A 21,770-nucleotide genomic window follows, 5' to 3' on the forward strand; every position below is an offset into this window, starting at 1 on the left:
CGGCCGGCGGCGCCGCCCCCGCACGCCAGCGGCCAAACCGCGTCCGGCGCCTGGCCGCGTGCCGCGGCCCGGCCCGCCGGCCGCGCCGCACCCCTCCCCGGCCCCGGCCCTCAGCACTTCCCCGGCGCTCCGCGCGCCCCCGCGACAGATGAGTCTCCATGCACAGCAAGCTAGCCGCGCTTCACCCTCCGTGACCGGCCGCGCCCATATCTGTGGACAACCCCCAGCCTGTGGATAACTCCCTCACCCACACGGGTGGTTCGGCCCGGCGGAAGCTGACGCCGGCGGTCCGCTCAGTGCGGCGCCACCACCGCGCCCAGCAACCCCGGCCCGGTGTGCGCGCCCAACACCGCGCCCACCTCGCTGACGTGCAGCGCCACCAGTCCCGGCAGCCGGCCGCGCAGCCGCTCCGCGAGCTGCTGGGCGCGTTCCTCCGCCGCCAGGTGGTGCACCGCGACATCGACCGGCCCGGCCCCCGCGTGCTCCACGGCCAACTCCTCAAGCCGGGCGATGGCCCGGCTCGCGGTGCGCACCTTCTCCAACGGCTCGATCCGCCCGTCCGCCAGCTCCAGCAGCGGTTTCACCGCCAGCGCCGAGCCCAACAGGGCCTGCGCGGTGCCGATCCGGCCGCCCCGCCGCAGGTGCTCCAGGGTGTCCACGTAGAACACGGCCCGCGCCGCACCCGCCCGCTTGACCGCGGCGGCGACCGCCTCGTCCAGGGAACCGCCCGCGTCGGCGACCTCGGCGGCGGCCAGCACGCTGAAGCCCAACGCCATCGCGATCATCCCGCTGTCCACCACCCGCACCGGCACCGGCGCCTCGCGGGCGGCCAACACCGCGGCGTCGTGGGTGCCGGAGATCTCGGAGGACAGGTGGAGCGAGACGATGCCCTCGACCCCGGCCTCCGCCGCGATCTTCCGGTAGGCGACGGCGAACTCCTCCGGGCTGGGCCGCGAGGTGGTCACCGGCTGCTTCTGCCCCAGCGCCTGGGCCAGCCGGCGGGCGGCCCGTTCCGTGCCGTCCGGCAGCGCCTCGTCGCCGAGCACCACGGTCAGCGGCACCACCGTCACGCCCCGTTGGGCGATCGTGGCGGCCGGTAGATAGGCCGTTGAGTCGGTGACGATGGCGACAGAGCGGGGCATAGACCGGAGACTAGCGGAGCGCGACGCGCCACCCAGCCCCCGTGCACGCCACCGCTCAGCTCACCGGCTCGCCGCCCGCGGCCGGGCCGCCGCCGGCCGGGTCGATCCGGCGCTGCCGGGCGTCGCCGGGCGCCGGCACGTCCGGCCGCTCGGCCGGCGACCAGTGCCGCAGCGCCTTGGTCTCCAGCGCGATGCGCTCCTGGAGGGAGTCGAGATCGCCACCCTCGTCGTGCCGGGCCCGCTCCCTGGCCGCTTCGCGCAGCGACTCCGCCGAGGCCCGGATGCGCTCCGCGCGCCCGCGCAGCTCCGGCAGCCTGGCCGAGATCCACGCCCGGTTCCGTTCCCCGTCGGCGACCAGCGCGTGCAGCTCGCCGTCGAGCCGCTCCGCGTGCCCGGCGAGCTGCTCGCAGAGCGCCAGCGCCTCCCGCAGCGAGTCGTCCTGCGCCACCCCGGCCAGCAGCAGCGACCGGGTGTTCGCCACGCTGGCCCGCAAGTCCTTGCGGATGCGGGCGACTTCGCCGACCGGCCCGGGCTGGTTGGCCCGCGCGGTGAGCGCCGCGCGCTCGGCCCGCCGGCGCAGCTCCTGCTGCGCCTGGCCGGCCCGGCGGCCGACCTCACGCACGACACGGCGCACCGCCACCACAACCCCCGCGACGGTCATGGCCAGGAAAACCAACAGGACGACGAGAGCCCACTCCATACACCCAGAGTAGGCCCTCGCCCCACGGTTCCCGTCAACCCGGGCCAAACCCCGGCGCACCCCACCCGGGACCCGGCCAGCCCGGCCCGCCCGACCCGGAAACACCCCCGGACAGGGCAGGCCCCCGGCCCGGGGACACCCCCGTCAGGGAGGCGGCTCCCACCCGGGTACGGCCGGCCCGCCGTCAGGCCGGCACGATGTTGACCAGCTTGGGCGCCCGCACGATCACCTTGCGGATGCCGGCGCCGCCCAGCGCCGCGACCACGCCAGGCGCGGCCAACGCCAGCTGCTCCAGCTCGCTCTCGGCGATGTCCGGCGCGACCTCCAGCCGGGCGCGCACCTTGCCGCGCACCTGGACCACGCAGGTCACCGTGGCGTCGGTCAGGTACGCCTGGTCGGCCACCGGGAAGTCGGCGTGCGCGACGCTGGGCTCGTGCCCCAGCCGCTGCCACAGCTCCTCGGCCAGGTGCGGGGCCAGCGGGGAGATCAGCAGCACCAGCGTCTCGGCCGTGCTCCTGGGCACCTCGGACAGCTTGGTGACATGGTTGTTGAGCGCGGTGATCTTGGCGATCGCCGTGTTGAAGCGCAGCTGGTCCAGGTCCTGGGCGACGCCGTGGATCGTCTTGTGGGTGATCCGCAGGGTCTCCTCGTCCGGCTCGGCGTCCACGACGCTGACCGCGCCGGTCTCCTCGTCCAGCACGTTCCGCCAGATCCGTTGCAGCAGCCGGTACTGGCCGACCACCGCGCGGGTCTCCCAGGGGCGGGAGACCTCCAGCGGGCCCATCGCCATCTCGTAGAGGCGCAGCGTGTCGGTGCCGTAGGCGACGAAGACCTCGTCGGGGGAGACGACGTTCTTCAGCGACTTGCCGATCTTGCCGATCTCCCGGGTGACCTGCTCGCCGCCGTGGAAGTAGGCGCCGTCCCGCTCCTCGACCTCGGCCGCCGGCACCGGGAAGCCCCGCTCGTCGCGGTAGACGTAGGCCTGGATCATGCCCTGGTTGAACAGCTTGTGGTACGGCTCGACGGAGGAGACGTGCCCCAGGTCGAAGAGCACCTTCTGCCAGAACCTGGCGTACAGCAGGTGCAGCACGGCGTGCTCGGCGCCGCCGATGTACAGGTCGACGCCGCCGGCCGGCATGCCCTGGCGCGGGCTCATCCAGTAGGCGTCGTTCTCCGGGTCGACCAGCCGCTGGTCGTTGTGCGGGTCCAGGTAGCGCAGGTGGTACCAGCAGGAACCGGCCCAGTTGGGCATGGTGTTGGTCTCCCGGCGGTACCGCCGGGGGCCGTCGCCCAGGTCCAGGGTGACGTTGACCCAGTCCTCGTTGCGGGACAGCGGGGTCTCCGGCTGGGTGTCGGAGTCCTCCGGGTCGAAGGTGCGCGGGGCGTAGTTGTCCACCTCGGGCAGTTCCAGCGGCAGCATGGAGTCCGGCAGCGGGTGGGCCACCCCGTCCTCGTCGTAGACGATGGGGAACGGCTCCCCCCAGTACCGCTGCCGGCTGAACAGCCAGTCCCGCAGGCGGTAGTTGATGGTGCCCTCGCCCAGCCCGGTGGACTCCAGCCAGTGCGTGGTGCGGGCCTTGGCCTCGGGCACGGTCAGGCCGTTCAGCGACAGGCTGTCAGTGGCCGATGCGATGATGGTGGCACTGTCGGAGGTGAAGGAGTCGTCCCAGGTGGCCGGGTCGGTGCCGCGGCCGTCGGTCGGCTGGACGACGCAGCGCAGCGGCAGCTCGAAGGCGCGGGCGAAGGCGAAGTCCCGGCTGTCGTGGGCGGGGACGGCCATGATCGCGCCGGTGCCGTAGCCGACCAGCACGTAGTCGGCGACGAAGACGGGGACCCGCTCGCCGGTGGCCGGGTTGGTGGCGTGCGCGCCGGTGAAGACGCCGGTCTTCTCGCGGGCGTCGGCCTGCCGCTCGGTGTCGGTCTTGGCGGCGGCCTGCCGCCGGTAGGCGGCGACGGCCTCGGCCGGGGTGGCGTGGCCGCCGGTCCAGACGTCCCTGGTGTCGGCGGGCCAGGCCGCCGGGACCACGTCGTCGACCAGCGGGTGCTCGGGGGCCAGCACCAGGTAGGTGGCGCCGAACAGGGTGTCCTGCCGGGTGGTGAAGACGGTGACGGTGCGCCCCTGCTCGGGCTCCCCGATGGTGAACGCGATCCGCGCGCCCTCGGAGCGCCCGATCCAGTTCCGCTGCTGGGCCTTGATGGCCTCCGGCCAGTCGACCAGCTCCAGGTCGTTGACCAGCCGGTCGGCGTAGGCGGTGATCCGCATGTTCCACTGGCGCAGCTGGGACTTGAAGACCGGGAAGTTGCCGCGCTCGGACCGGCCGTCGGCGGTGACCTCCTCGTTGGCCAGCACGGTGCCCAGCCCCGGGCACCAGTTGACCGGGGCGTGCGAGGCGTAGGCCAGCCGGTACTCGCTCAGCAGCTCGGCGCGTTCGACGGCGGACAGCTCGGCCCAGGGGCGCCCGTCGGGCGTCTTGCGCTCCCCGGCCTCGAACGCGGCGACCAGCTCGGCGATCGGCCGGGCGCGGTCCTGCTCGGGGTCGTACCAGGCGTTGAAGATCTCCCGGAAGATCCACTGGGTCCAGCGGTAGTACTCGGGGTCGATGGTGGCGAACGAGCGGCGCTCGTCGTAGCCCAGGCCCAGCCGGCGGACCTGGCGGCGGTAGGTCTCGATGTTGGCCTCGGTGGAGACCCGGGGGTGGGTGCCGGTCTGTACCGCGTACTGCTCGGCGGGCAGCCCGAAGGCGTCGTAACCCAGCGTGTGCAGTACATTGTGGCCGGTCATCCGCTGGAAGCGGGCGTAGACGTCGGTCGCGATGTACCCCAGTGGGTGCCCCACGTGCAGCCCGGCCCCGGAGGGGTAGGGGAACATGTCCATGATGAACTTCTTGGGCTTGGCCGCCTCCGCCGGGTCGTCCGCCAGCTCCCCGGTGGGGTTCGGGGCCTGGAAGGTGCCGTGCTCAGCCCAGAAGTCCTGCCAGCGGGCCTCGATCCTCGCTGCCAACGCGGCGTCGTACTTGTGTGTCTCGCTCATCGTCTCGAAGTCCTCAAAGCCTCGTCGGTCCTGCTGGCACGGCGGTACACGCCCATGAAAAAACCCCTCGCACAGGAGGGGTTGGCCGCGCCGGCGTCGAAGGGTCGTAGCTCAGCGCGGCCGGTGAAGAAGGAGGCGTACGGCACGCATAGCAGACAGGGTAGCGCACTCCCACCGGCCGGAGCGCGCCGTCACCGGCCGGCCGGGGCAGGCTGCCCACCCGGCCGGCCGGCGGTTCACGGCGCACCCCCGGGGCCCGGAACGGCCGGGGGAAACGGGTGCGGAACGAACCCGACGCGGGGCGCGGAACGGGCCGGGGAGCCCCGCCCCCGACGGGACGGCCCCGGGGTGGGGGCGCGGGGTGCGGCCCCGGGGAGCGGGCGCCGGGGAGCGGGCGCCGGGAACGCCGCCGGTCAGCCCAGCGCGGCGGCCACCTCGGTGCGCAGCTGGGGCAGCATCTCGTGGAAGATCCCCGGGCAGAGGGTGTTGCCGTAGTCCATGTGCCCGTAGATCTCGGTCGGGTCGATCGTGTACTGGTACGCCACGTACGCGCACAGCGACACCAGCGCCTCCCACTGGGCGGCCGGCGGCGTCGCCCCGTCGTGGTAGGCACCCTCGTTGGCGATGCCGATGCCCGTGGTGTTCTGCCCGGATGTGTGGGCGCCCAGCACGAAGCTGCTGCCGCCGCGTAGCGTGGCGAGGCTCCGGTGACGCCCCTCGGTGATCCAACCACCGCGACTGACCAGGAAGTTGTAGCCGGTGTCCACCCAGCCGTTGCCGTCCATGTGCAGTCCCTGCACCCAGTGGCTGTGCGAGTGGGCCTGGGCGCGGGAGAAGTCGTTGGTGTTCTCACTCACCGTGTGGTGCACGATGATCTGGCTCGGCGTGTAGTTCAGGGTGGAGATCGAGCCGGCGGGCGGGCGCGCGCCCCAGGCCGTCGTGGCGTCGATGTCCGGTTCGACCACCTCGGTCCCGGTCGAGGTGCGCTGCGCGGCCCGGGCCACGCCGGGAAGCGCGGCGGCGGCGCCGAGGCCGGCCGCGGCCGCGAACAGCCCGCGGCGTCCGAGGGTGAAGTCACGTGCCATGGGGGGACTCCTTGGCTCTGTGGGGGGCGGGAATGCGCCGGCGGGCCCTGGCCCGGCGCGAAGGTGTGGGGGGAGGCGCGCGCGAGGCGCCCCGCGCCGCAACAGGAACGGGAACGGGAACGGAAACGGGAACAGGAGCGGGGAACCGGCGGGGAGCGGGAACGGGCCGGGGAGCGCGCGGGCGGGCGCGTGGGACGACTCCGCGCGGGGACGTCACGCGGGGCGGCCAGGCGGGGACGGCCAGGTGGGGACGGGGAGTGAAGTGCGGTGGGGCCGACGCGGGCGCCGGCCCCACCGTAGGGAGCGAGCCAACGTCCCCCGTCAGGGGGTGTTGTTGGCCAGCGCCAGCAGCCGCTCCCTGGTCCCGTTGAACTTGTTGCGGTCAACGCCGCCGGAGATGCCGCTCACCGAGCCGCTGTCGGTGTACTGCCAGACCGTCCAGGTGGGGAACCCGGCGGGGATAGTCGGGTTGGCGGCCGACGTCCAGTGCGCCACCCACAGCGGGGACTTGGTGGACATCCCGCTCCAGTTACCGGTGCAGGTGTTCCACCAGCTGGCCGTCGTGTAGATCACCACGTCCCGCGAGGTGCGCGACTTGTAGGTGTTGTAGAAGTCGTTGATCCAGTTGCGCATCTGGGTGGTGGACAGGCCGTAGCACATGGCCCCGTACGGGTTGTGCTCGATGTCCAGCACGCCCGGCAGGGTCAGGTTGTCCCGGGACCAGGCGCCGCCGCTGGAGGCGAAGAAGTTGGCCTGGACGGCGCCGCTGGACGCGTTGGGGAGCGCGAAGTGGTAGGCGCCGCGGATCACCCCGGCACCGTGCGCGGCCGGGTAGTTGGTGTTGAACCTGGGGTCCCGGTAGCTGGTGCCCTCGGTCGCCTTCATCCAGGCGAACTGGATGCCGGCACCGCGCACGGAGGTCCAGTTGATCGCGCCCTGCCAGTGCGAGATGTCGACGCCCTGCACCCCGCCGGCGCTGGTCTGCGGGGTGAGCGTCAACTCACCCTCGTCCAGGGCCCGTCCCTCGTGGATCGCGGTGCCCGCACCCATGAAGGCCTCGCCCTCCTGGAGGGTGCCGACCGCGGCGGGAACCTCGCTGGGCCCGGCGGCGGCCTCCGAGACGTCGGCGGCCATCGAGGGGGTGGTCAGCAACAGCCCGAACACGGCGGTGAAGACGCCACCCACGGTGGCCATCCGTAGGCGGGCTCGACGGGTGAGGGATCTGGTGAAGAGCATGTCCGACTCCTGCGTCTGCGAGGGGGATGGAACGGAGCAGTGCACTTGACGAGGTCACGTCATGTCCAAGTTTACGCACGTAGACCCGCCTCTCAGGAAGAGCCCCCGGCGCATCCCACCGGTCTATCCCTTTGAAAAAGCCGCCCGCCTGCACCAATGCGCCCCGGTGATCGGGAACTTTCACCGCTTCGACACGTTCGCACGCCGTTCCACCACCCCATCCGCCCCGACCAGCCGTCGCCAGCCGCCGGCGACGGGCGCCCACCGCCCTCCGCAGCCCCCGTCCCACCCGCACGGGGGCCTCGTGAAAAAAGCGCCCGGCGCGTGGATAGTTTCCGCCGGTCGCCACCGTCTGAGTCATGTCCCAGCCCGGGACCACGTCAACAACCCACCCCTGGAGGGGTCATGACCGCGAAGACGACTCTCAAGCGCGCCCTGCTCACCAGCGCGGCCAGTGCGGCCGCCCTGGTGGTGCTCCTCCCCGGCGGCGCCCAGGCCGGCGGGATGGACCTGATCGAGACCCAGCCCTACGAGCCCGTCGTGATCAACGACGACTTCGTGATGGGCCTGCTGCCCGAGGGCGAGCAGAACTACGTCGTCAGCACCCCCGGCAGCTTCGACGCCGACATCGAGGCCGCCAAGGGCTACCCGGGCAGCAACATCCTGCCCAACAGCATCAGCGCCGGCGTCTACGGCTCGGACGGCGAGATCATCCTGCTGGAAGGCTCCTGGCGGCTGGACGAGGGTGTGCCGTTCATCGCGGTCACCCCCGAGGGCCAGGACTGGGGCTACGGCGCGCAGCCGGTGGCACTGGAGGACGAAGACGGCTGGGGCACGTACTACTTCGACCCCGCCGCGTGGGAGATTGCGGGCGTGGACAGCTACACCATCACCGCCTCGGACGCCGACGGCCAGGTGTTCGACGAGATCGAGGTCTCCCTCAACCACTGACGGGAGAGCTGACACCCCCACATGACTCCTGCACCCGAAGCCCACGACGCCGACTTCAGGACCTTCGCGATCGACCGGTGGCCCCGGCTGCTGCGCACCGCGTACCTGCTGACCGGCCATCACCACGACGCGGAGGACCTCGTCCAGATCGCGCTGGTCAAGGCGTACGCGCGGTGGGACCGCGTCCTGCGGGCGACCGAACCGGACGCCTATGTCTGGCGCATTCTGATCAACTCCCATCGCGACCGTATCCGTGGGCTTCGGGTGTTCGAGTGGCTGACGAACCGGTTCCCGGAAGTGACCGCCCGGGACCGGGTCGACCAACTCCTCGCCCGGGACGTGTTAACGGCCGCGTTGCAACGGCTCCCGCCGCGGCAGCGCACCGCCGTGGTACTGCGTTATGTCGAGGACCGCAGCGAGACCGAGGTGGCCGCGCTGCTCGGCACCCGGGTGGGGACGGTGCGCAGCCGGGCCGCCCGCGGCCTGGCGAAACTGCGCGCCGACCCGGCGGTCGGGGAACTCCGCGCGCCGGAGAGGGAACAGGAGGTGACGGACCGTGCCGGAACAGCCACACGGGCCGGACTGCGTTGAGGAACTGCGCCGCGCGGCGGAAACGGTGCGCCCCGGCCCGGTGCCGGTGGACGAACTGATCCAGCGGGGCCGCGCGCTGCGCGCCCGCCGCCGCCGGCTGACGGTCGCCGGCGCGAGCACCACGGGGGTGCTCGCGGTGGCGCTGGCCGCCGGCCTGGCCTGGCTGCCGACCGACGCCGGGCCACCGGCCGGCGGCACCCCGACCGCCACCTTCCCGGTCCCGCAACCCGATCCGGTCGTACCCGGCGCGCCGCGCGAGGTGGCCCCCTACGAACCGGTGGTGATCAACGAGCACTACGTGCTGGGGCTGCTGCCCGAGGGCAACCAGAACTACGTGACCGCCTCAGCCGAGCAGTTCGAGGCGAGCATCGACTACGCCAGACAACTCCCCGGCAACAACCTCAACCCCGACAGCATCAGCGTCGGCCACGCCGCGGACGCCGGCGTCCCCCTGCTGGTCGCGGGCGTCTGGCGGCTCGCCGAACCACCGTCGCGCATCGTGGTCGAGCCGGCGGGCCAGCGGACCGGCTACCCGGCCACCCTGGTCACGCTGGGCGGCCAACCGGACTGGGGCACGTTCTACCTCGACGCCACCCGCCACCCCGACCTCGCCGCGGGCTTCCGGGTCGTCGCCTACGACGCCGACGGCGCGGTGTTCGACGAGGTGTCCGTGGACCCCGACTGGCCATCCACCCCCTGATCTGGGGCGAAGCGCTGCCCCAGGGCGCTGTGCTGCACCAGGGCGGCGGGGGCCTCGGGGTTGCCCGTGCTCCGCATCGACGCGACCAGCCGCTTTCGCAGTTCGGCGGCCGGCTCGCCCAGCACGATCGCGCTGAGCACCAACTCCAGCATCAGGCAGTCGTAGTCGTCATCCGTGCCGCCATAGCGGTCCGGGTCCCGCTCCGCCACCGCCTCCGCTATCCGCCACCCCCCGTCAGGTCCGTCGACCGGCGCGAACGTCGCCGCGAGGATGCCACGGCCGGTCCAGCTCCGGTGCAGGAACACGGCTGCGCCCTCGGCGAAGACATGCCACTTCTCCTCCATCATCTTTGCCCGGTAGCCGAGTTGGACGCGTTGCCACTCCTCGTCCGTCCAGACCCTACGCGGTAGCACTGACAACGGCTGGGGCACGGAGATCGGCAGGAGCGGGCTGTGAAACGACGCCCGGGTCACACGTTCGGTAGCGGCCATGTCGCGATCCTACGGACCGACCGCACACACGGGCCGGGCCCGAGGAGGCCCGGCCCCGGCACCCACCAACGGGAAGAGGCCGCCTCCCTCGCGGGAGACGGCCTCTGACCTGTGGAGCTAAGGAGAATTGAACTCCTGACCTCTTGCATGCCATGCAAGCGCTCTACCAACTGAGCTATAGCCCCTTGCCTGGTCCGCCTGGGGTTTCCCCCTGGCGGCGATGCCTACTTTACACACTCACCGGGGTGCTTTGCCAAATCGGCGGTGGTGGGGCCGTCCGGGCTGGCCAGCGGCCCCCGGGCGGCCCCGGGCGGCCCCGGGTCAGACGCTGGCGAAGGAGTAGAACCGCTTGAGGGCGCAGTGCTCGTCGAGCAGGCGGCCGTAGATCGGCTCGCCCTCCAGCTCGCGGTAGACCTCGATCGGGTCGCCCTTGATGATCAGTGCCCGGGCGCACTCCACGCACCAGTACTGGTAGGCGACGTTCACCGGTTGGAGGTCGCGCACGATGGGGGTGCCGGCACCGCACCAGTCGCACTTCCTGCTGTGTGCACCCATACGGTCAGCTCCACCCTCGGTTGTGGGCCGTGCACACGAGGCATACCCCTCCGTCGCCGCCGGGTGACTCGCCGGAGCGCCCGCTGCCCAGCGTGTCCCCGATTCTGCCATGTCATGGGCTTTCCGATAAGCGGCTTGATCGCGGCTGACGCAAGAGGAGACGGGATCGAGACCAGCGAACGCCCGTTGTCGCCCGCTGTTCGACGGGCGTTGGCCCGGCGGTCAACGCCCGGTGGCCGCCCGGCCGGTGGCCGGAAAGACCCGGGCGACACCCCCGGAAGTGCTAGCGTCCGACGCTGTGTTCACTCCAGCGGAGCGGCGGGAACTGCGGGATCGACTGGTGGCCACGGCGGAGGCCGACCCGGCGGTGAGCGGTGCCGCGCTGGTCGGCTCGGCCGCCGGCGCGCGGGAGGACCGGTGGTCGGACATCGACCTGGCGCTCTGCCTCGACCCGGCCGCCGACGCCACGGCGGTGGTCGAGGAGTGGACCGGACGGATGTACGGCGAGCACGCCGCCGTGAGTCACCTCGACGTGCGGGCGGGAAGCACGCTGTTCCGAGTGTTCCTGCTGCCGAGCACGCTCCAGGTGGACCTGTCGTTCTGGGAGGCGGACGGGTTCGGCGCGACCGGGCCGGACTTCCGGCTGCTCTTCGGCAGCGCCCGGGAGCCGTCCCGGCTGGCGCCGCCGGCGGTCGGGGAGCTGGTGGGCTGGGGGTGGCTGTACGCGCTGCACGCCCGGTCCAGCATCGCCAGGGGGCGGCTCTGGCAGGCGGAGTACATGGTGAGCGGGCTGCGCGACCAAGTGGTGGCGCTGGCCTGCCGACGCCACGGGCTGCCGGCGGCGCGGGGCCGGGGCGTGGACGAGCTGCCGGCGGCCGTGCGGGAGCCGCTGGCCGAGGCGCTGGTGCGCTCGTTGACGGCGGCGGAGCTGGGGCGGGCGTTCGCCGCGGGCGCCGCGGCGCTGGCGCGGGAGGCCGAGCTGGCGGACCCGGAGCTGGCCGCGCGCCTCGCCGGACCGCTGCGGGAGCTGACGGAGACGGCGGCCCGCCCGCGCGGACGGAACCCGCACGCGTAGGACGGAGGACCAGCGGAGGTCGAGGCCCGGGCCGGCCGGGCCCGAAGGGGGCCCGGCACCCGACCCGTCAGACGTCGTCGCCGATGACCGGCTCGGGCAGCGAGCCCGCGTTGTGCTCCAGCAGGCGCCAGCCGCGCGGGCTCTCGCCGAGCACCGACCAGCAGCAGTTGGAGACGCTGCCGAGCGCCTCCCAGCTCTCCGGGGCCAGCCCGAGCAGCCGCCCGATGGTGGTGCGGATCGTGCCGCCGTGGCTGACCACCACCAGCAGCCCGTCGGCCGGGAGCTTCTCCACCGCCTCCCGGACCACCGGCGCCGCCCGGTCGGCGACCTCGGTCTCCAGCTCGCCGCCGCCGCGCCGGACCGGCTCGCCACGCTTCCACGCCGCGTACTGCTCGCCGAAGCGGTCCTCGATCTCCGCGTGCGTCAGGCCCTGCCAGTCGCCCGCGTAGGACTCCCGCAGGCCGGCGTCGTAGCTGACCGGGAGGCCGGAGACGGCCGCCAGCTCGGCCGCGGTGGCCCGGGTGCGGCGCAGGTCGGAGGAGATCACCGCGTCGGGGCCGAGGCTGGCCAGCAGCCGGGCGGCCCGCCTGGCCTGGGCGACGCCGACCTCGGTCAGCTCGATGTCGATGGTGCCCTGGAACCGGCTCTCCAGGTTCCACGAGGTCTGGCCGTGCCGCCAGAGGACGATCCGGCGGCCGCTCCTGGCGCTCAGAAGGACTCACCGCCCGCCGGCTCGTCCGGCTCGGCCTCGGCCGCCGCGGCCCGGCCCCGGGTGGCCACCGCGTCCTCGGGCAGCTCGATCTCCGGGCAGTCCTTCCACAGCCGCTCCAGCGCGTAGAAGACGCGCTCCTCGGAGTGCTGGACGTGCACCACGATGTCGACGTAGTCGAGGAGGACCCAGCGGCCGTCCCGCTCGCCCTCGCGGCGCACCGGCTTGGCGTCCAGCGCGCGCAGCTGCTCCTCGATGCCGTCCACGATGGCCCGGACCTGGCGGTCGTTGGGCGCGGAGGCCAGCAGGAAGGCGTCGGTAATGGCCAGCACGTCGCTGACGTCGTAGGCGATGATGTCGTGCGCCAGCTTGTCGGCGGCGGCCTGGGCGGCGGCCCTGACCAGCTCCGTGGCGCGGTCGGTTGCGGTCACAGGTACGGCAGTCTCCTCGCGGTCTCGGGCCGGCGCGTGGAACGCCGTCCCGGGCATCGACTGACCCGGGACCCGACCCTGGAACCCCAGGGTCTCATGCCGCACTGACAGTCACGGCGCATAGTCCGCTCCCAGCACGATGGTCACATCGGCGGTGCCGGGCCCGTCGCCCTCCGTCACCACGTCCTCGGTCAGGCCCAGCGTCCTGGCGGCCTCGACCGCGGCCTCCCGGTGCTCGGGGACCTCGTAGAGGATGCTGGTGGTCTCGGCCGTCTCACCGGCCGACCGGCTGTCCACCACCGTCATACCGCCGTTGACCAGGCTGATCCTGGCCATCTCCCCCATCGCGTCGGTGCCGGTCGCGTCGCGGATGCCGAGCCGCACCGTGCCGCCCGGCTCGGCATTGCTGATCGAGCCGCCGAGCACGTCGTTGACCAGGCCGTCGGCCGTCTCGTCACTGACCGTGCCGTCCTCGTCGACGGGCAGCGGGGTGGTCTGGTACGCGTCGGACTGCGCGTAGCCGGCGAGGGTGGCCAGGCTGGCCGACAGCTCCTGCTGGGAGAGCGAGGGGTCGTGGATCTGGCGAAGCGCCTCGACGGTGGTGTCGACCGTGGACTGGTTGGTGGAGAGCGTGTCGAGCACCGCCTGGAGGACCTGGCCGAACCTGGCCAGCTGCGCCGACTGGGGCTCGTCCGGCGCCCGGTAGGTGGCGTAGGCGGCGGCCGCCTCGCCCCGGAGCTGGACGTCCTCGCCGGCCGGCACCAGCGGCTCCGCCTCCTCCTCGGCGCCGGGCACCTCGACGTCGGTGGTCACGGTGATCCCGCTGACCAGGTCGACCAGGCTGACCAGCGAGGGGACGTTCAGCCGCCAGGTGCCCTTGATGTCGGCGCCGAGCAGCGAGCTGAGGGCCTCGCGGACCGAGCCGGCGCTCTCCTCCATGACGGCCTGGCCGAGCGTGGTGGTGCCGCCGTCCGGGCTGACCGCGAGTTCGTTGGGGAGCAGCAGGGTGGTGCCGGCGCCGGCGGTCTCGTTGGCGACCAGCAGCGCGGTGGCGGTCTCCTCGGAGTCCAGCGGCCACAGGTGCACCACGATCACGTCGCGCGCCTCGGCGCCGGGCCCCGGGGCGGCGTCCTCGCCGCCGAGGAACGGCAGCCGGTCGGTCGACCAGAGGAAGCCGACGCCACCGAGCAGCGCCAGCACCAGCGTGATGACCAGCAGCCGGCGCCGGCTGCGGCCCCGTCGCTTGGCCTCCTCGCGGCGCTCGGTGCGGCTCTCGCTGAACTTCAGCCAGTCGATGACGTCCTCGGACTCCTCGTCCTGCTCCTCGACGAAGGCGAACTGCTCGGTCTCGTACTGCTCGTCGGGCGCCGGCCGGCGCGGCCCCGGGACGGTGGGCGCGGCCCGCTCCTCGGCCGGCGGAACCGGCGGCTGCTGCCCGGTGTCGGGGTTGAACGCGTCGACGACCGGGGCCTGCTGCCCGGTGTCGGAGCCGAACGCCCCGGCGACGGGGGCCGGTTGCCCCGGCTGGTAGCCGTACCCGTCGGCGACCGGCCGCTGTTGACCCGTGTCATAGCCGAACGTGTCCGCGACGGGGGCCTGTTGACCCGTGTCGTAGCCGTAGGGATCGGGCACCGGCGGCTGTTGTCCGGTGTCGTGGTCGACGGTGGGCGCGTAGTAGCCGGCATAGCCCGCCTGCGCCGCGTAGGCGCCGTCGTAGCCGGGGGCCGACGGGACGGGGGTCTGCTGGCCGGTGTCGCCGCCGTAGCCGTCCCAGCCCGGGTAGCCGCCCTGGTCGCCGGCGTACCCCTGCTGGTAGCCGTAGCCGCCGTAGCCGTCCTGGTAGCCGCCGGCGGGCGGGGCGGCCGGCCCGGTGGGGTCGGAGTAGCCGGCCCCGGTGTGCTCGTCCGCCGGGTCCTGGGTGGGCTGGTGGAGCGGGCGCCCGTACGCGTCGTAGCCGTGGTTCTGCCCGTACGGCTGCTGTCGGTCGTTCACCAGGGGCCGCCCTTCGGTGTCCGGTCAGCGGGGGTCAGCGGGGGTGGGTTACGGCGCGTCCCGGTAGAGGGCGCGCTTGTTGATGTAGCGCACCACGCCGTCCGGCACCAGATACCAGACGGGATCGCCGCGGGCCACCCGGGCCCGGCAGTCGGTGGAGGAGATGGCCAGCGCCGGAACCTCGATCAGCGACACCCCGCCCTGCGGCAGGCCGGGGTCGGTGAGCGTGTGCCCCGGCCTGGTCACGCCGATGAAGTGGGCCAACGAGAACAGCTCGCCGGCGTCCCGCCAGCCCAGGATCTGGGCCAGCGCGTCGGCGCCGGTGATGAAGAAGAGGTCGTCGTTCGCGTAGGTGGCCCGCAGCTCGCGCAGGGTGTCGATGGTGTACGTCTTGCCGCCGCGGTCGATGTCGATCCGGCTGACCGAGAACTGCGGGTTGGACGCGGTGGCGATGACCGTCATCAGGTAGCGGTCCTCGGCCGGCGACACCGAACGGTGCCCCTTCTGCCACGGCTGACCGGTCGGCACGAAGATGACCTCGTCCAGGTCGAACCGCGCGGCGACCTCGCTCGCGGCGACCAGGTGGCCGTGGTGGATGGGGTCGAAGGTGCCACCCATGACCCCGAGCCGGCGCTTGCCGTCGGCTATCGGCTCTCGCATGGGAGGAGACCCTAGCGGTCCCGGTTGAGGCGGGTGGTGATCCAGAGCAGCAGCAGCAGCGCGGCGAGCGCGCCGGCGCCGATGCCCCAGGCGTTCAGGCTGGCGTGCGGGCCTCCCTCCGAGGCGAGCGGCAGCAGGGTCTCGGCGACGGTGGTGTCGGCGGTCAGAGCGGAGAGCTGGGTCATGCGACGGCCTATCCGGGAACGGGACGCTGGGACGTAGGGTCATGGTATGCGGACGCGGAGACCGCAGCCTCCTGCCCCCACCCGTCCGGGCGGTCGGGGCGGTGGCGGGGCCGCGACGCGGGTCGTAAGCCGGAACGGAGGGGGCCTGACATGACGGACAACGCGGACGGTGTCGAGGAGACGGGCGGCTCGGTGCCGCCCCAGCGAGAGGCGGCGGTCGAGGCGGTGGAGCGGCCGGCGGACGGCCGGCGGCGGTTCCCCGGGATCTCCTCCCGGGCCTACGAACACCCGGCGGACCGCTCGGCGTTGGTGGCGCTGCGCAAACTGACCGGTTTCGACACGGTGTTCAAGGCGCTGAGCGGGATGCTGCCGGAGCGCAGCCTGCGGCTGCTGTTCCTCTCCGACTCGGTGCGGGTGGACGAGCGGCAGTTCCCGCACCTGCACGAGATGCTGCTGGACGCCTGCGCGATCCTGGACCTGGAGCGGGTGCCGCCGCTCTACGTGGCGCAGGACCCGAAGCCCAACGCGATGTGCATCGGGCTGGACCAGCCGATCATCGTGCTGACCACGGGTCTGATCGAACTGCTCGACGACGAGCGGGAGATGCGGGCGGTGATCGGCCACGAGGTGGGGCACGCGCTCTCCGGCCACGCGGTCTACCGCACCCTGCTGCTCTTCCTGACCAACCTGGCGGTCCGGGTGGCCTGGATCCCGCTGGGGAACATGGCGATCATGGCCATCGTCACGGCGCTGCGCGAGTGGTTCCGCAAGTCCGAACTCTCCGCCGACCGGGCCGGGTTGCTGGTCGGGCAGGACCCGGAGGCCTCGATGCGCGGCCTGATGAAGCTGGCCGGCGGGAACCACCTGCACCAGATGAACGTGGACGCGTTCCTGGCCCAGGCCAGGGAGTACGAGGCGGGCGGCGACCTGCGGGACTCGGTGCTGAAGATCCTCAACGTGCTGCCGCGCACCCACCCGTTCGCCGCGGTGCGGGCCGCCGAGCTGCACGACTGGTCGAAGAGCCGGGACTACCAGCGCCTGATGACCGGCCACTACCCGCGGCGCAACGAGGACGCCGGCGCCTCGGTGAGCGAATCGGTGCGGGAGACGGCGGGGCACTACGCGCGGTCGGTGCGGACCAGCAAGGACCCGCTGATGAAGCTGGTCACCGACGTGGCCGGCGGGGCCAGCGACCTGGGCGGCCGGCTGCGGGACTTCGCCACCGGCCGCCGGGCCGGCGGCCCGGGTCAGCAGGACGCCGGCGGCGACGAGCGGCCCGGCGGGGGCGCCGGGTCGGGCACCGGCGGCGGTTCGGGCGACGGCTCCGGCGGCGGACCGGAGCGGGGCGACACGGACGGCGGCACGGCGGGGCCGGGGGCGGAGAGCCCGCGCTGACGGCGCCGGGCGGAGCGGCCGCGCGCCCCCGGGTGGTGCCCGACGGCACCACCCGGGGGCGCCGCGCGTCGGGGCCACGCGTCGGCCGGCGGGGCCGGCGACGGGCCGGGGCGGCGGGGCCGGGGGCGCCGGAGCGGCGAAAGGCCGGCGGGGCCACCACCGGCACGGAACGGCGGCGCCGGCGGGGACGGAGAGCGACGGCCACGCGTCGGGCCCGCGGGCCGGGGGGCCCGGCAACGCCGGAGCAGCGGGAGGCCGGCGGGGCCACCACCGCAACGCAACAGCGGCGCCCGCGGGGACGGAGGGTAACGGCCCGGCGGCCGGCGGGTCGGCAGAGCCGGGTGAGCGCGGCCGGGTCCGCGCAGGCGACGTCAGTACCGCCGGGGTCCCACACAGCCGAGGTCAGCACAAACGGGTGCGCACAGCCAGGTGAGAGCAGCCGAGGTCATCGGAGCCGGGTGAGGAGCAGCCGGAGTCGGCGCAGCCGGGGCGGCGCGCGGCTGAGGTCAGCGGGAGGAACGTCAGGAGAGGTTGAGCTGGCCCGGCATGAGGGCGGCACAGAGCACCGGTCGGTCGGCGTCCGGCACCAGCGGGTCGATGCCGGCGACCACCGTCTGCGGCGCCGACTCGCCGGCCAGCAGCGGCTCGAAGGCCACGGCCGGATCGGCCTCACAGGCCATCGGCCCGGCCAGCGTGTCCACCTGCCGCAGCACCACGTTCCGGTCCCGCAGCTCCTCCTTGCCGAACTGGAAGCGCACCTCGCGCCGCACCCCGAAGAGCGAGGCGGAGGCGCCCATCGAGTCGGTGGGGCGCAGCGCGTAGACGAAGACGTGGTGCCCGGCTATCTCCAGCACGTCCTCGGCGGCCTCGGTGAAGGTGAAGGCGCCGCTGACCCGGACGTGCGGGTCGGCCATCTCGACCCGCTCCCGGTCGAAGCGCACCAGCCAGTCGGTGGCCCAGGAACGGCCGGCCTCGTCGTCCATCACGGCGTCGAACTGCCGCTGCTGCTCGATGCCGAGGAGCTGCCGCACCTCGTTGAGCGAGCCGCCGACCAACACGTCGGGGTTGAGCGCGCTGGCCGTGAGGTACTCCTTGGCCAGGGTCAGCGCGGTCAGCACCTGTTCGCGGGAGAAGTGCGTGGTGGACTTGGGGTCGGGCAGCTCCAGGCCGCCGGAGCCGACGCCGAACTCGCGGACCGGGCCGCTGCCGAAGATCGCCTCGACGTCGATCTGGCCGGGCACCTCACCGTCCGGCACCAGCGCCACCGTGGAGCCCGCTGGCCGGCCGGCGGCCAGCGAACGCGGCGACTGGTAGGGGTTGTTGGCGCCCAGGTAGATCGCGGCGGCGAAGGCCAGCAGGATGATCATGGCCAGCGCCAGGCCCTGTTTGGGGACCGCGCGGCTCAGGCTGGGCTCGGCGGGCGGCTCCCGGTCGCGGACGGCGACCGCGTTCTCGACCGCCCGCTGCTCGGCAGAGAACTCCTGCAGCCGGGCAGCGTTGACGAACGTGTCGTCGAAGACGATCGATCGGTACTCCTCGTCCCCCGCTCCCGGGGCGCCAGCGGCGCCACCTTCGGGAGGGTCAGCTCTCCCGGCCACTCCCCTAGCGTAGGTCCCCGTCGCGGGTGCGGACAGCCCCGAAGGCGGAGAATCGCCCGTCCGGTGGGTAAGCGACGGGTGAAGAAAGCGAGTTGGCGCAAAACCGACATCCGACCGAGACCTGCGGGCCGCGGCCCGGGGGTCAGCGGCGGCGCCGGGCCCGGCCGGCGGCCTGCCCGCGCTCGCCGTCCGGCCAGATCGCCGGGGGCGGCGGCGCCGGCCGTGGCTGGCCCTCCCGGGGGGCACCGGCGCGCTGGATGGCTATCAGGGTCAGCGCGATCACGCTCAGGCTCATCACCATGGCCAACAGGCAGGCCACCGACCGCTGCCAGCGCAGCGGGCGCCGGGCCCGGCCCGGCGGCCGCTCGACCCCGCCGGCGGCGCGCGGCGGCCGACGCGCGCCGGCGTCCGAGGCTCCCGCCCGCGCCGCGCCCGGGGCCGGCGCGGGCGCCGCGGGACCGGCGGGCTCCACCGACCCGTCCTCGACGGGCTCGGGCACGTAGCGGGTGTAGTCGGAGCTGTCGAACCGGCCCTCGTTGTCCGGATCATCCGGATCGTCGGGGTCGCTCAGGTCGTCCAAGCCGCTCGGGTCGCCCAGGCCGTCCGGGTCCGTGAGATCGCCCCGGCCCCGGACGCTGGCCGGGTCCAGGCCGTCGCGGCGGTAGAAGCCGGCCGGGTCGGGGCCGCTCTCCCGGCCGGCGGGGCCGGTCGGATCGAGCAGCCGGTCCAGCTCCCCGAGGTCCGTCAGGCCCGCCAGGTCGTCCAGGTCGGCGAGCCCGTCCAACTCCTCGTACTCGGCGAACCCGTCACGCCCGCCGAACCCGTCACGCCCGCCGTATCCGGCCCGCCCGTCGAACGCGCCGGGCGCGTCCAGTGGTTCGGCCTCGTCCAGCGCCTCGGCGTCGTACCCGTCGTCGAACTCGTCGTCCGCCTCGTCGTCGAACTCGTCCTCGAACGGGCCGCCGTAGGCGCCGCCGATCCCGCTCGGGTCGAGGTCCGGGTCGCGGTGGAACGCCGGCCCTTCGGGCTCGGCGCGCCCCGCTGCGGCCCGCCTGGCCCGCTCCGCGGCACTCGGCTCGTGGATCTGGGCGGCGGCGACGAACTGCTCGTCGAGCACCACGGCGGCGAACGCCTCGTCGGCCGCCCCCGAGTTCTGGCTGTCGGGCCCCTCACCGTCCGGGAACGGTGGGCCTCCCACGTCGTCCGGCACCTCTCCAGCGTAGGCCGGATCGGCCGCCTTAGGGAGGCCCGGCGGGAATTCACCCCCGGGTGTGACCGTCGCCCGTCACCACGTAGGTGGTCGAGGTCAGCTCCGGCAGCCCCATCGGGCCACGGGCGTGCAACTTCTGGGTGGAGATCCCGATCTCGGCGCCGAAGCCGAACTGGCCCCCGTCGGTGAACCGGGTGGAGGCGTTCACCATCACCGCGGCCGAGTCCATCCGGGAGACGAACCGGCGGGCGGCCGCCGTGTCGGCGGTGACGATCGCCTCGGTGTGCCCGGAGGTCCAGCGGCGGATGTGCGCCACCGCCGCGTCCAGGTCGGGCACCACGGCGGCGGCGATGTCGTAACTCAGGTACTCCACCGCCCAGTCCTCGTCGGTGGCGGCCGGCACCGGCACGCCGGCCGCCTCGCCCGCCCGCTGCCACGCCGCGTCACCGTGCACGGTGACGCCGGCCTCGGTCAGCGCGGCCAGCGCCCGCGGCAGGAAGCGCTCGGCGACCGCCTCGTGCACCAGGACCGTCTCGGCGGCGTTGCACACGCTGGGCCGCTGGGCCTTGGAGTTGACCAGGATCTCGACCGCCAGCTCCGGGTCGGCCGCCGCGTCCACGTAGACGTGGCAGTTGCCGGTGCCGGTCTCGATCACCGGCACCGTCGACTCGTTGACCACGGTCTGGATCAACGAGGCGCCGCCGCGCGGGATCAGCACGTCGACCAGGCCGCGCGCGGTCATCAGCTCGCGCACCGAGTCGCGGCTCTCGCCCGGCACCAGCTGCACGGCGTCGGCCGGCAGCCCGGCGCCGGCCACCGCGTCGCGGAGCACCTCGACCAGCGCGGTGTTGGAGGCGTACGCGGAGGACGAGCCGCGCAGCAGCACCGCGTTGCCCGACTTCAGGCAGAGCGCGGCGGCGTCCACCGTGACGTTCGGCCGGGCCTCGTAGATGATCCCGACGACGCCCAGCGGCACCCGGACCTGGCGCAGCTCAAGACCGTTGGGCAGGGTCGAGCCGCGCACCACCTCGCCGACCGGGTCGGGCAGCGCGATCACGTCCCGCACGTCGGCGGCGATCGCGGCGATCCGCTCCTCGGTGAGGGTGAGCCGGTCCACGATGGCGTCCGGGGTGCCGTTGGCCCTGGCCCTGGCCACGTCCTCGGCGTTCGCCTTGACCACCTCGGCCGACCTGGCCAACAGCGCGTCGGAGACCGCTTGCAGGGCCGCGTCCCGCGCGGTCCGCGGCAGCGGCGCGAGATCGGCCGCCGCCGCGCGGGCGCGGCGCGCGGTGGCGATGACGGGCGAGTCCGACGCGGAGGGCACTGAGCTGCTCATGGCACGCAGCCTAGCCGGCGCCGGCCGGCCGGGGACCGGCCAGCCAGCATGCGGAACAGCGGCCCCGACCGTGGCGGAGCGGAACTCGGGGACCCGCCTGGCGCTAGAAGGGGTGGACGCCGACCGGGTGGGCCGGCGGCGGCCCGTACCCCTCGGAGATCCGCTGCTGGTAGGTGTCCCGGCCGACCACCTCAAGGCCCACGATCTCCCAGGCCGGCAGCTGGGCGGTGCGCCGGTGCTCGCCCCACAGCCGCAGCGCCAGGGCCGCCGCGTCGTGCAGGTCCCTGGCCTCCTCCCAGTACCTGATCTCGGCGTGGTCCTCCGCGTACCGGCTGGTGAGCAGGAACGGGTGGTCCGCCGCCAGCCGCTCCAGCGCCCGCCGGACATCGGGCAGCGGCACCGTCCGGCCGGCCACGCTCAACGTGATGTGCCACAGTCTGGAAGATCGCTCCTCGGTGTCCCCCCGTGGTCGCTCCGCGTGCGCGGGGTTGTCCCGCTCGCGGGCCGGCCGGCCTCCTTCGACGCTGGCCAGTCGTCTCACCGACAGCCTCCTGACATGGTGCGAACGTCGTTGCTGGGTGTGCGGGTGAGTGCCGGTCGGGCACCAGGCACGAGTGGACCAGTCGCCCGGCCCGACCGGGCGTCTTTCCCCGAACCTTCGGTGGAAAGACTGGTCTTTCACAGATCGGGCACCGGC

Annotated in this window: 21 protein-coding genes and 1 tRNA gene; 5 read left to right on the plus strand and 17 right to left on the minus strand. The window is 73.6% G+C overall.

Features of this window, described 5'->3' with window-relative positions; genetic code table 11:
- Positions 1–293: 293 nt before the first annotated feature.
- The 5 genes from RM844_RS30690 to RM844_RS30710 all read right to left on the minus strand — a co-directional run bounded on the left by RM844_RS30690 (position 294) and on the right by RM844_RS30710 (position 7,194).
- Positions 294–1,142: a DegV family protein gene (locus RM844_RS30690; protein WP_311670713.1), complete on the minus strand. Its 849-nt coding sequence runs from the start codon at positions 1,140–1,142 to the stop codon at positions 294–296.
- A gap of 55 nt (positions 1,143–1,197) precedes the next feature.
- Positions 1,198–1,842, minus strand: a complete 645-nt coding sequence (locus RM844_RS30695) for a hypothetical protein (protein WP_311670714.1) — start codon at positions 1,840–1,842, stop codon at positions 1,198–1,200.
- 184 nt (positions 1,843–2,026) lie between these two features.
- The gene (gene leuS, locus RM844_RS30700) at positions 2,027–4,873 is read right to left on the minus strand and encodes a leucine--tRNA ligase (RefSeq protein ID WP_311670715.1); all 2,847 of its coding nucleotides are present in this window, start codon (positions 4,871–4,873) and stop codon (positions 2,027–2,029) included.
- A 413-nt stretch (positions 4,874–5,286) separates the two neighbouring features.
- Complete coding sequence (locus RM844_RS30705; protein WP_311670716.1) at positions 5,287–5,958, minus strand: peptidoglycan recognition protein family protein; 672 nt, start codon at positions 5,956–5,958, stop codon at positions 5,287–5,289.
- Positions 5,959–6,279: 321 nt separating this feature from the next.
- Positions 6,280–7,194, minus strand: coding sequence for a lysozyme (locus RM844_RS30710; RefSeq protein WP_311670717.1), 915 nt, complete (start codon positions 7,192–7,194; stop codon positions 6,280–6,282).
- Between the two features lie 405 nt (positions 7,195–7,599).
- On the opposite strand from RM844_RS30710, the gene RM844_RS30715 reads away from it, so the two are divergent.
- From RM844_RS30715 to RM844_RS30725, 3 genes are read left to right on the plus strand one after another with little or no spacing between them, the layout of a single operon-like run.
- Positions 7,600–8,145: a hypothetical protein gene (locus RM844_RS30715; RefSeq protein ID WP_311670718.1), complete on the plus strand. Its 546-nt coding sequence runs from the start codon at positions 7,600–7,602 to the stop codon at positions 8,143–8,145.
- A 21-nt stretch (positions 8,146–8,166) separates the two neighbouring features.
- Positions 8,167–8,736 carry a SigE family RNA polymerase sigma factor gene (locus tag RM844_RS30720; protein ID WP_311670719.1) on the plus strand — a complete coding sequence of 190 codons (570 nt, stop codon included), beginning with the start codon at positions 8,167–8,169 and terminating at the stop codon, positions 8,734–8,736.
- Positions 8,702–9,436 (plus strand): hypothetical protein, encoded by a 735-nt coding sequence (locus RM844_RS30725; protein ID WP_311670720.1) that lies wholly within the window; start codon positions 8,702–8,704, stop codon positions 9,434–9,436. The genes RM844_RS30720 and RM844_RS30725 overlap by 35 nt, the downstream gene beginning before the upstream one ends.
- Here RM844_RS30725 and RM844_RS30730 read toward each other — a convergent pair.
- From RM844_RS30730 to RM844_RS30740, 3 genes are all read right to left on the minus strand, one after another.
- On the minus strand, positions 9,370–9,849 hold the full coding sequence (locus RM844_RS30730) for a hypothetical protein (protein ID WP_311670721.1): 480 nt from the start codon (positions 9,847–9,849) through the stop codon (positions 9,370–9,372). The two genes, RM844_RS30725 and RM844_RS30730, sit on opposite strands and share 67 nt — an antisense overlap.
- A 190-nt stretch (positions 9,850–10,039) precedes the next feature.
- Positions 10,040–10,112, minus strand: a tRNA-Ala gene (locus tag RM844_RS30735).
- A gap of 136 nt (positions 10,113–10,248) precedes the next feature.
- Positions 10,249–10,482, minus strand: a complete 234-nt coding sequence (locus tag RM844_RS30740) for a hypothetical protein (protein WP_049575784.1) — start codon at positions 10,480–10,482, stop codon at positions 10,249–10,251.
- 298 nt (positions 10,483–10,780) lie between these two features.
- Here RM844_RS30740 and RM844_RS30745 point away from each other — a divergent pair, with 298 nt between their 5' ends.
- Positions 10,781–11,557, plus strand: a complete 777-nt coding sequence (locus tag RM844_RS30745; RefSeq protein WP_311670722.1) for a hypothetical protein — start codon at positions 10,781–10,783, stop codon at positions 11,555–11,557.
- A 67-nt stretch (positions 11,558–11,624) separates the two neighbouring features.
- Here the strand turns inward: RM844_RS30745 and RM844_RS30750 are convergent, their stop codons facing one another.
- From RM844_RS30750 to RM844_RS30770, 5 genes are all read right to left on the minus strand, one after another.
- Complete coding sequence (locus RM844_RS30750; protein ID WP_311670739.1) at positions 11,625–12,269, minus strand: histidine phosphatase family protein; 645 nt, start codon at positions 12,267–12,269, stop codon at positions 11,625–11,627.
- The gene (rsfS, locus tag RM844_RS30755; RefSeq protein ID WP_311670723.1) at positions 12,266–12,697 is read right to left on the minus strand and encodes a ribosome silencing factor; all 432 of its coding nucleotides are present in this window, start codon (positions 12,695–12,697) and stop codon (positions 12,266–12,268) included. The genes RM844_RS30750 and rsfS overlap by 4 nt, the downstream gene beginning before the upstream one ends.
- Before the next feature lie 111 nt (positions 12,698–12,808).
- Positions 12,809–14,689, minus strand: a complete 1,881-nt coding sequence (locus RM844_RS30760) for an LCP family protein (RefSeq protein WP_311670724.1) — start codon at positions 14,687–14,689, stop codon at positions 12,809–12,811.
- Between the two features lie 48 nt (positions 14,690–14,737).
- Positions 14,738–15,349 carry a nicotinate-nucleotide adenylyltransferase gene (gene nadD, locus RM844_RS30765; RefSeq protein WP_311670725.1) on the minus strand — a complete coding sequence of 204 codons (612 nt, stop codon included), beginning with the start codon at positions 15,347–15,349 and terminating at the stop codon, positions 14,738–14,740.
- 11 nt (positions 15,350–15,360) lie between these two features.
- Positions 15,361–15,534: a hypothetical protein gene (locus RM844_RS30770; protein WP_311670726.1), complete on the minus strand. Its 174-nt coding sequence runs from the start codon at positions 15,532–15,534 to the stop codon at positions 15,361–15,363.
- A gap of 150 nt (positions 15,535–15,684) precedes the next feature.
- On the opposite strand from RM844_RS30770, the gene RM844_RS30775 reads away from it, so the two are divergent.
- The gene (locus RM844_RS30775; RefSeq protein ID WP_311670727.1) at positions 15,685–16,929 is read left to right on the plus strand and encodes a M48 family metallopeptidase; all 1,245 of its coding nucleotides are present in this window, start codon (positions 15,685–15,687) and stop codon (positions 16,927–16,929) included.
- 521 nt (positions 16,930–17,450) lie between these two features.
- On the opposite strand, the gene RM844_RS30780 is transcribed toward RM844_RS30775, so the two are convergent.
- The 4 genes from RM844_RS30780 to RM844_RS30795 all read right to left on the minus strand — a co-directional run bounded on the left by RM844_RS30780 (position 17,451) and on the right by RM844_RS30795 (position 21,614).
- Positions 17,451–18,527: an SCO2583 family membrane protein gene (locus RM844_RS30780; RefSeq protein ID WP_311670728.1), complete on the minus strand. Its 1,077-nt coding sequence runs from the start codon at positions 18,525–18,527 to the stop codon at positions 17,451–17,453.
- Positions 18,528–18,669: 142 nt separating this feature from the next.
- On the minus strand, positions 18,670–19,737 hold the full coding sequence (locus RM844_RS30785; RefSeq protein ID WP_311670729.1) for an SCO2584 family spore wall biosynthesis protein: 1,068 nt from the start codon (positions 19,735–19,737) through the stop codon (positions 18,670–18,672).
- A 49-nt stretch (positions 19,738–19,786) separates the two neighbouring features.
- A complete protein-coding gene (locus RM844_RS30790) occupies positions 19,787–21,073 on the minus strand; it encodes a glutamate-5-semialdehyde dehydrogenase (protein WP_311670730.1) in 1,287 nt (428 codons plus the stop codon).
- A 103-nt stretch (positions 21,074–21,176) separates the two neighbouring features.
- Positions 21,177–21,614, minus strand: a complete 438-nt coding sequence (locus tag RM844_RS30795) for a hypothetical protein (protein ID WP_311670731.1) — start codon at positions 21,612–21,614, stop codon at positions 21,177–21,179.
- Positions 21,615–21,770 lie beyond the last annotated feature (156 nt).

The organism is Streptomyces chisholmiae, from assembly GCF_031845445.1.
Taxonomy (GTDB): Bacteria; Actinomycetota; Actinomycetes; order Streptomycetales; family Streptomycetaceae; genus Streptomyces; species Streptomyces chisholmiae.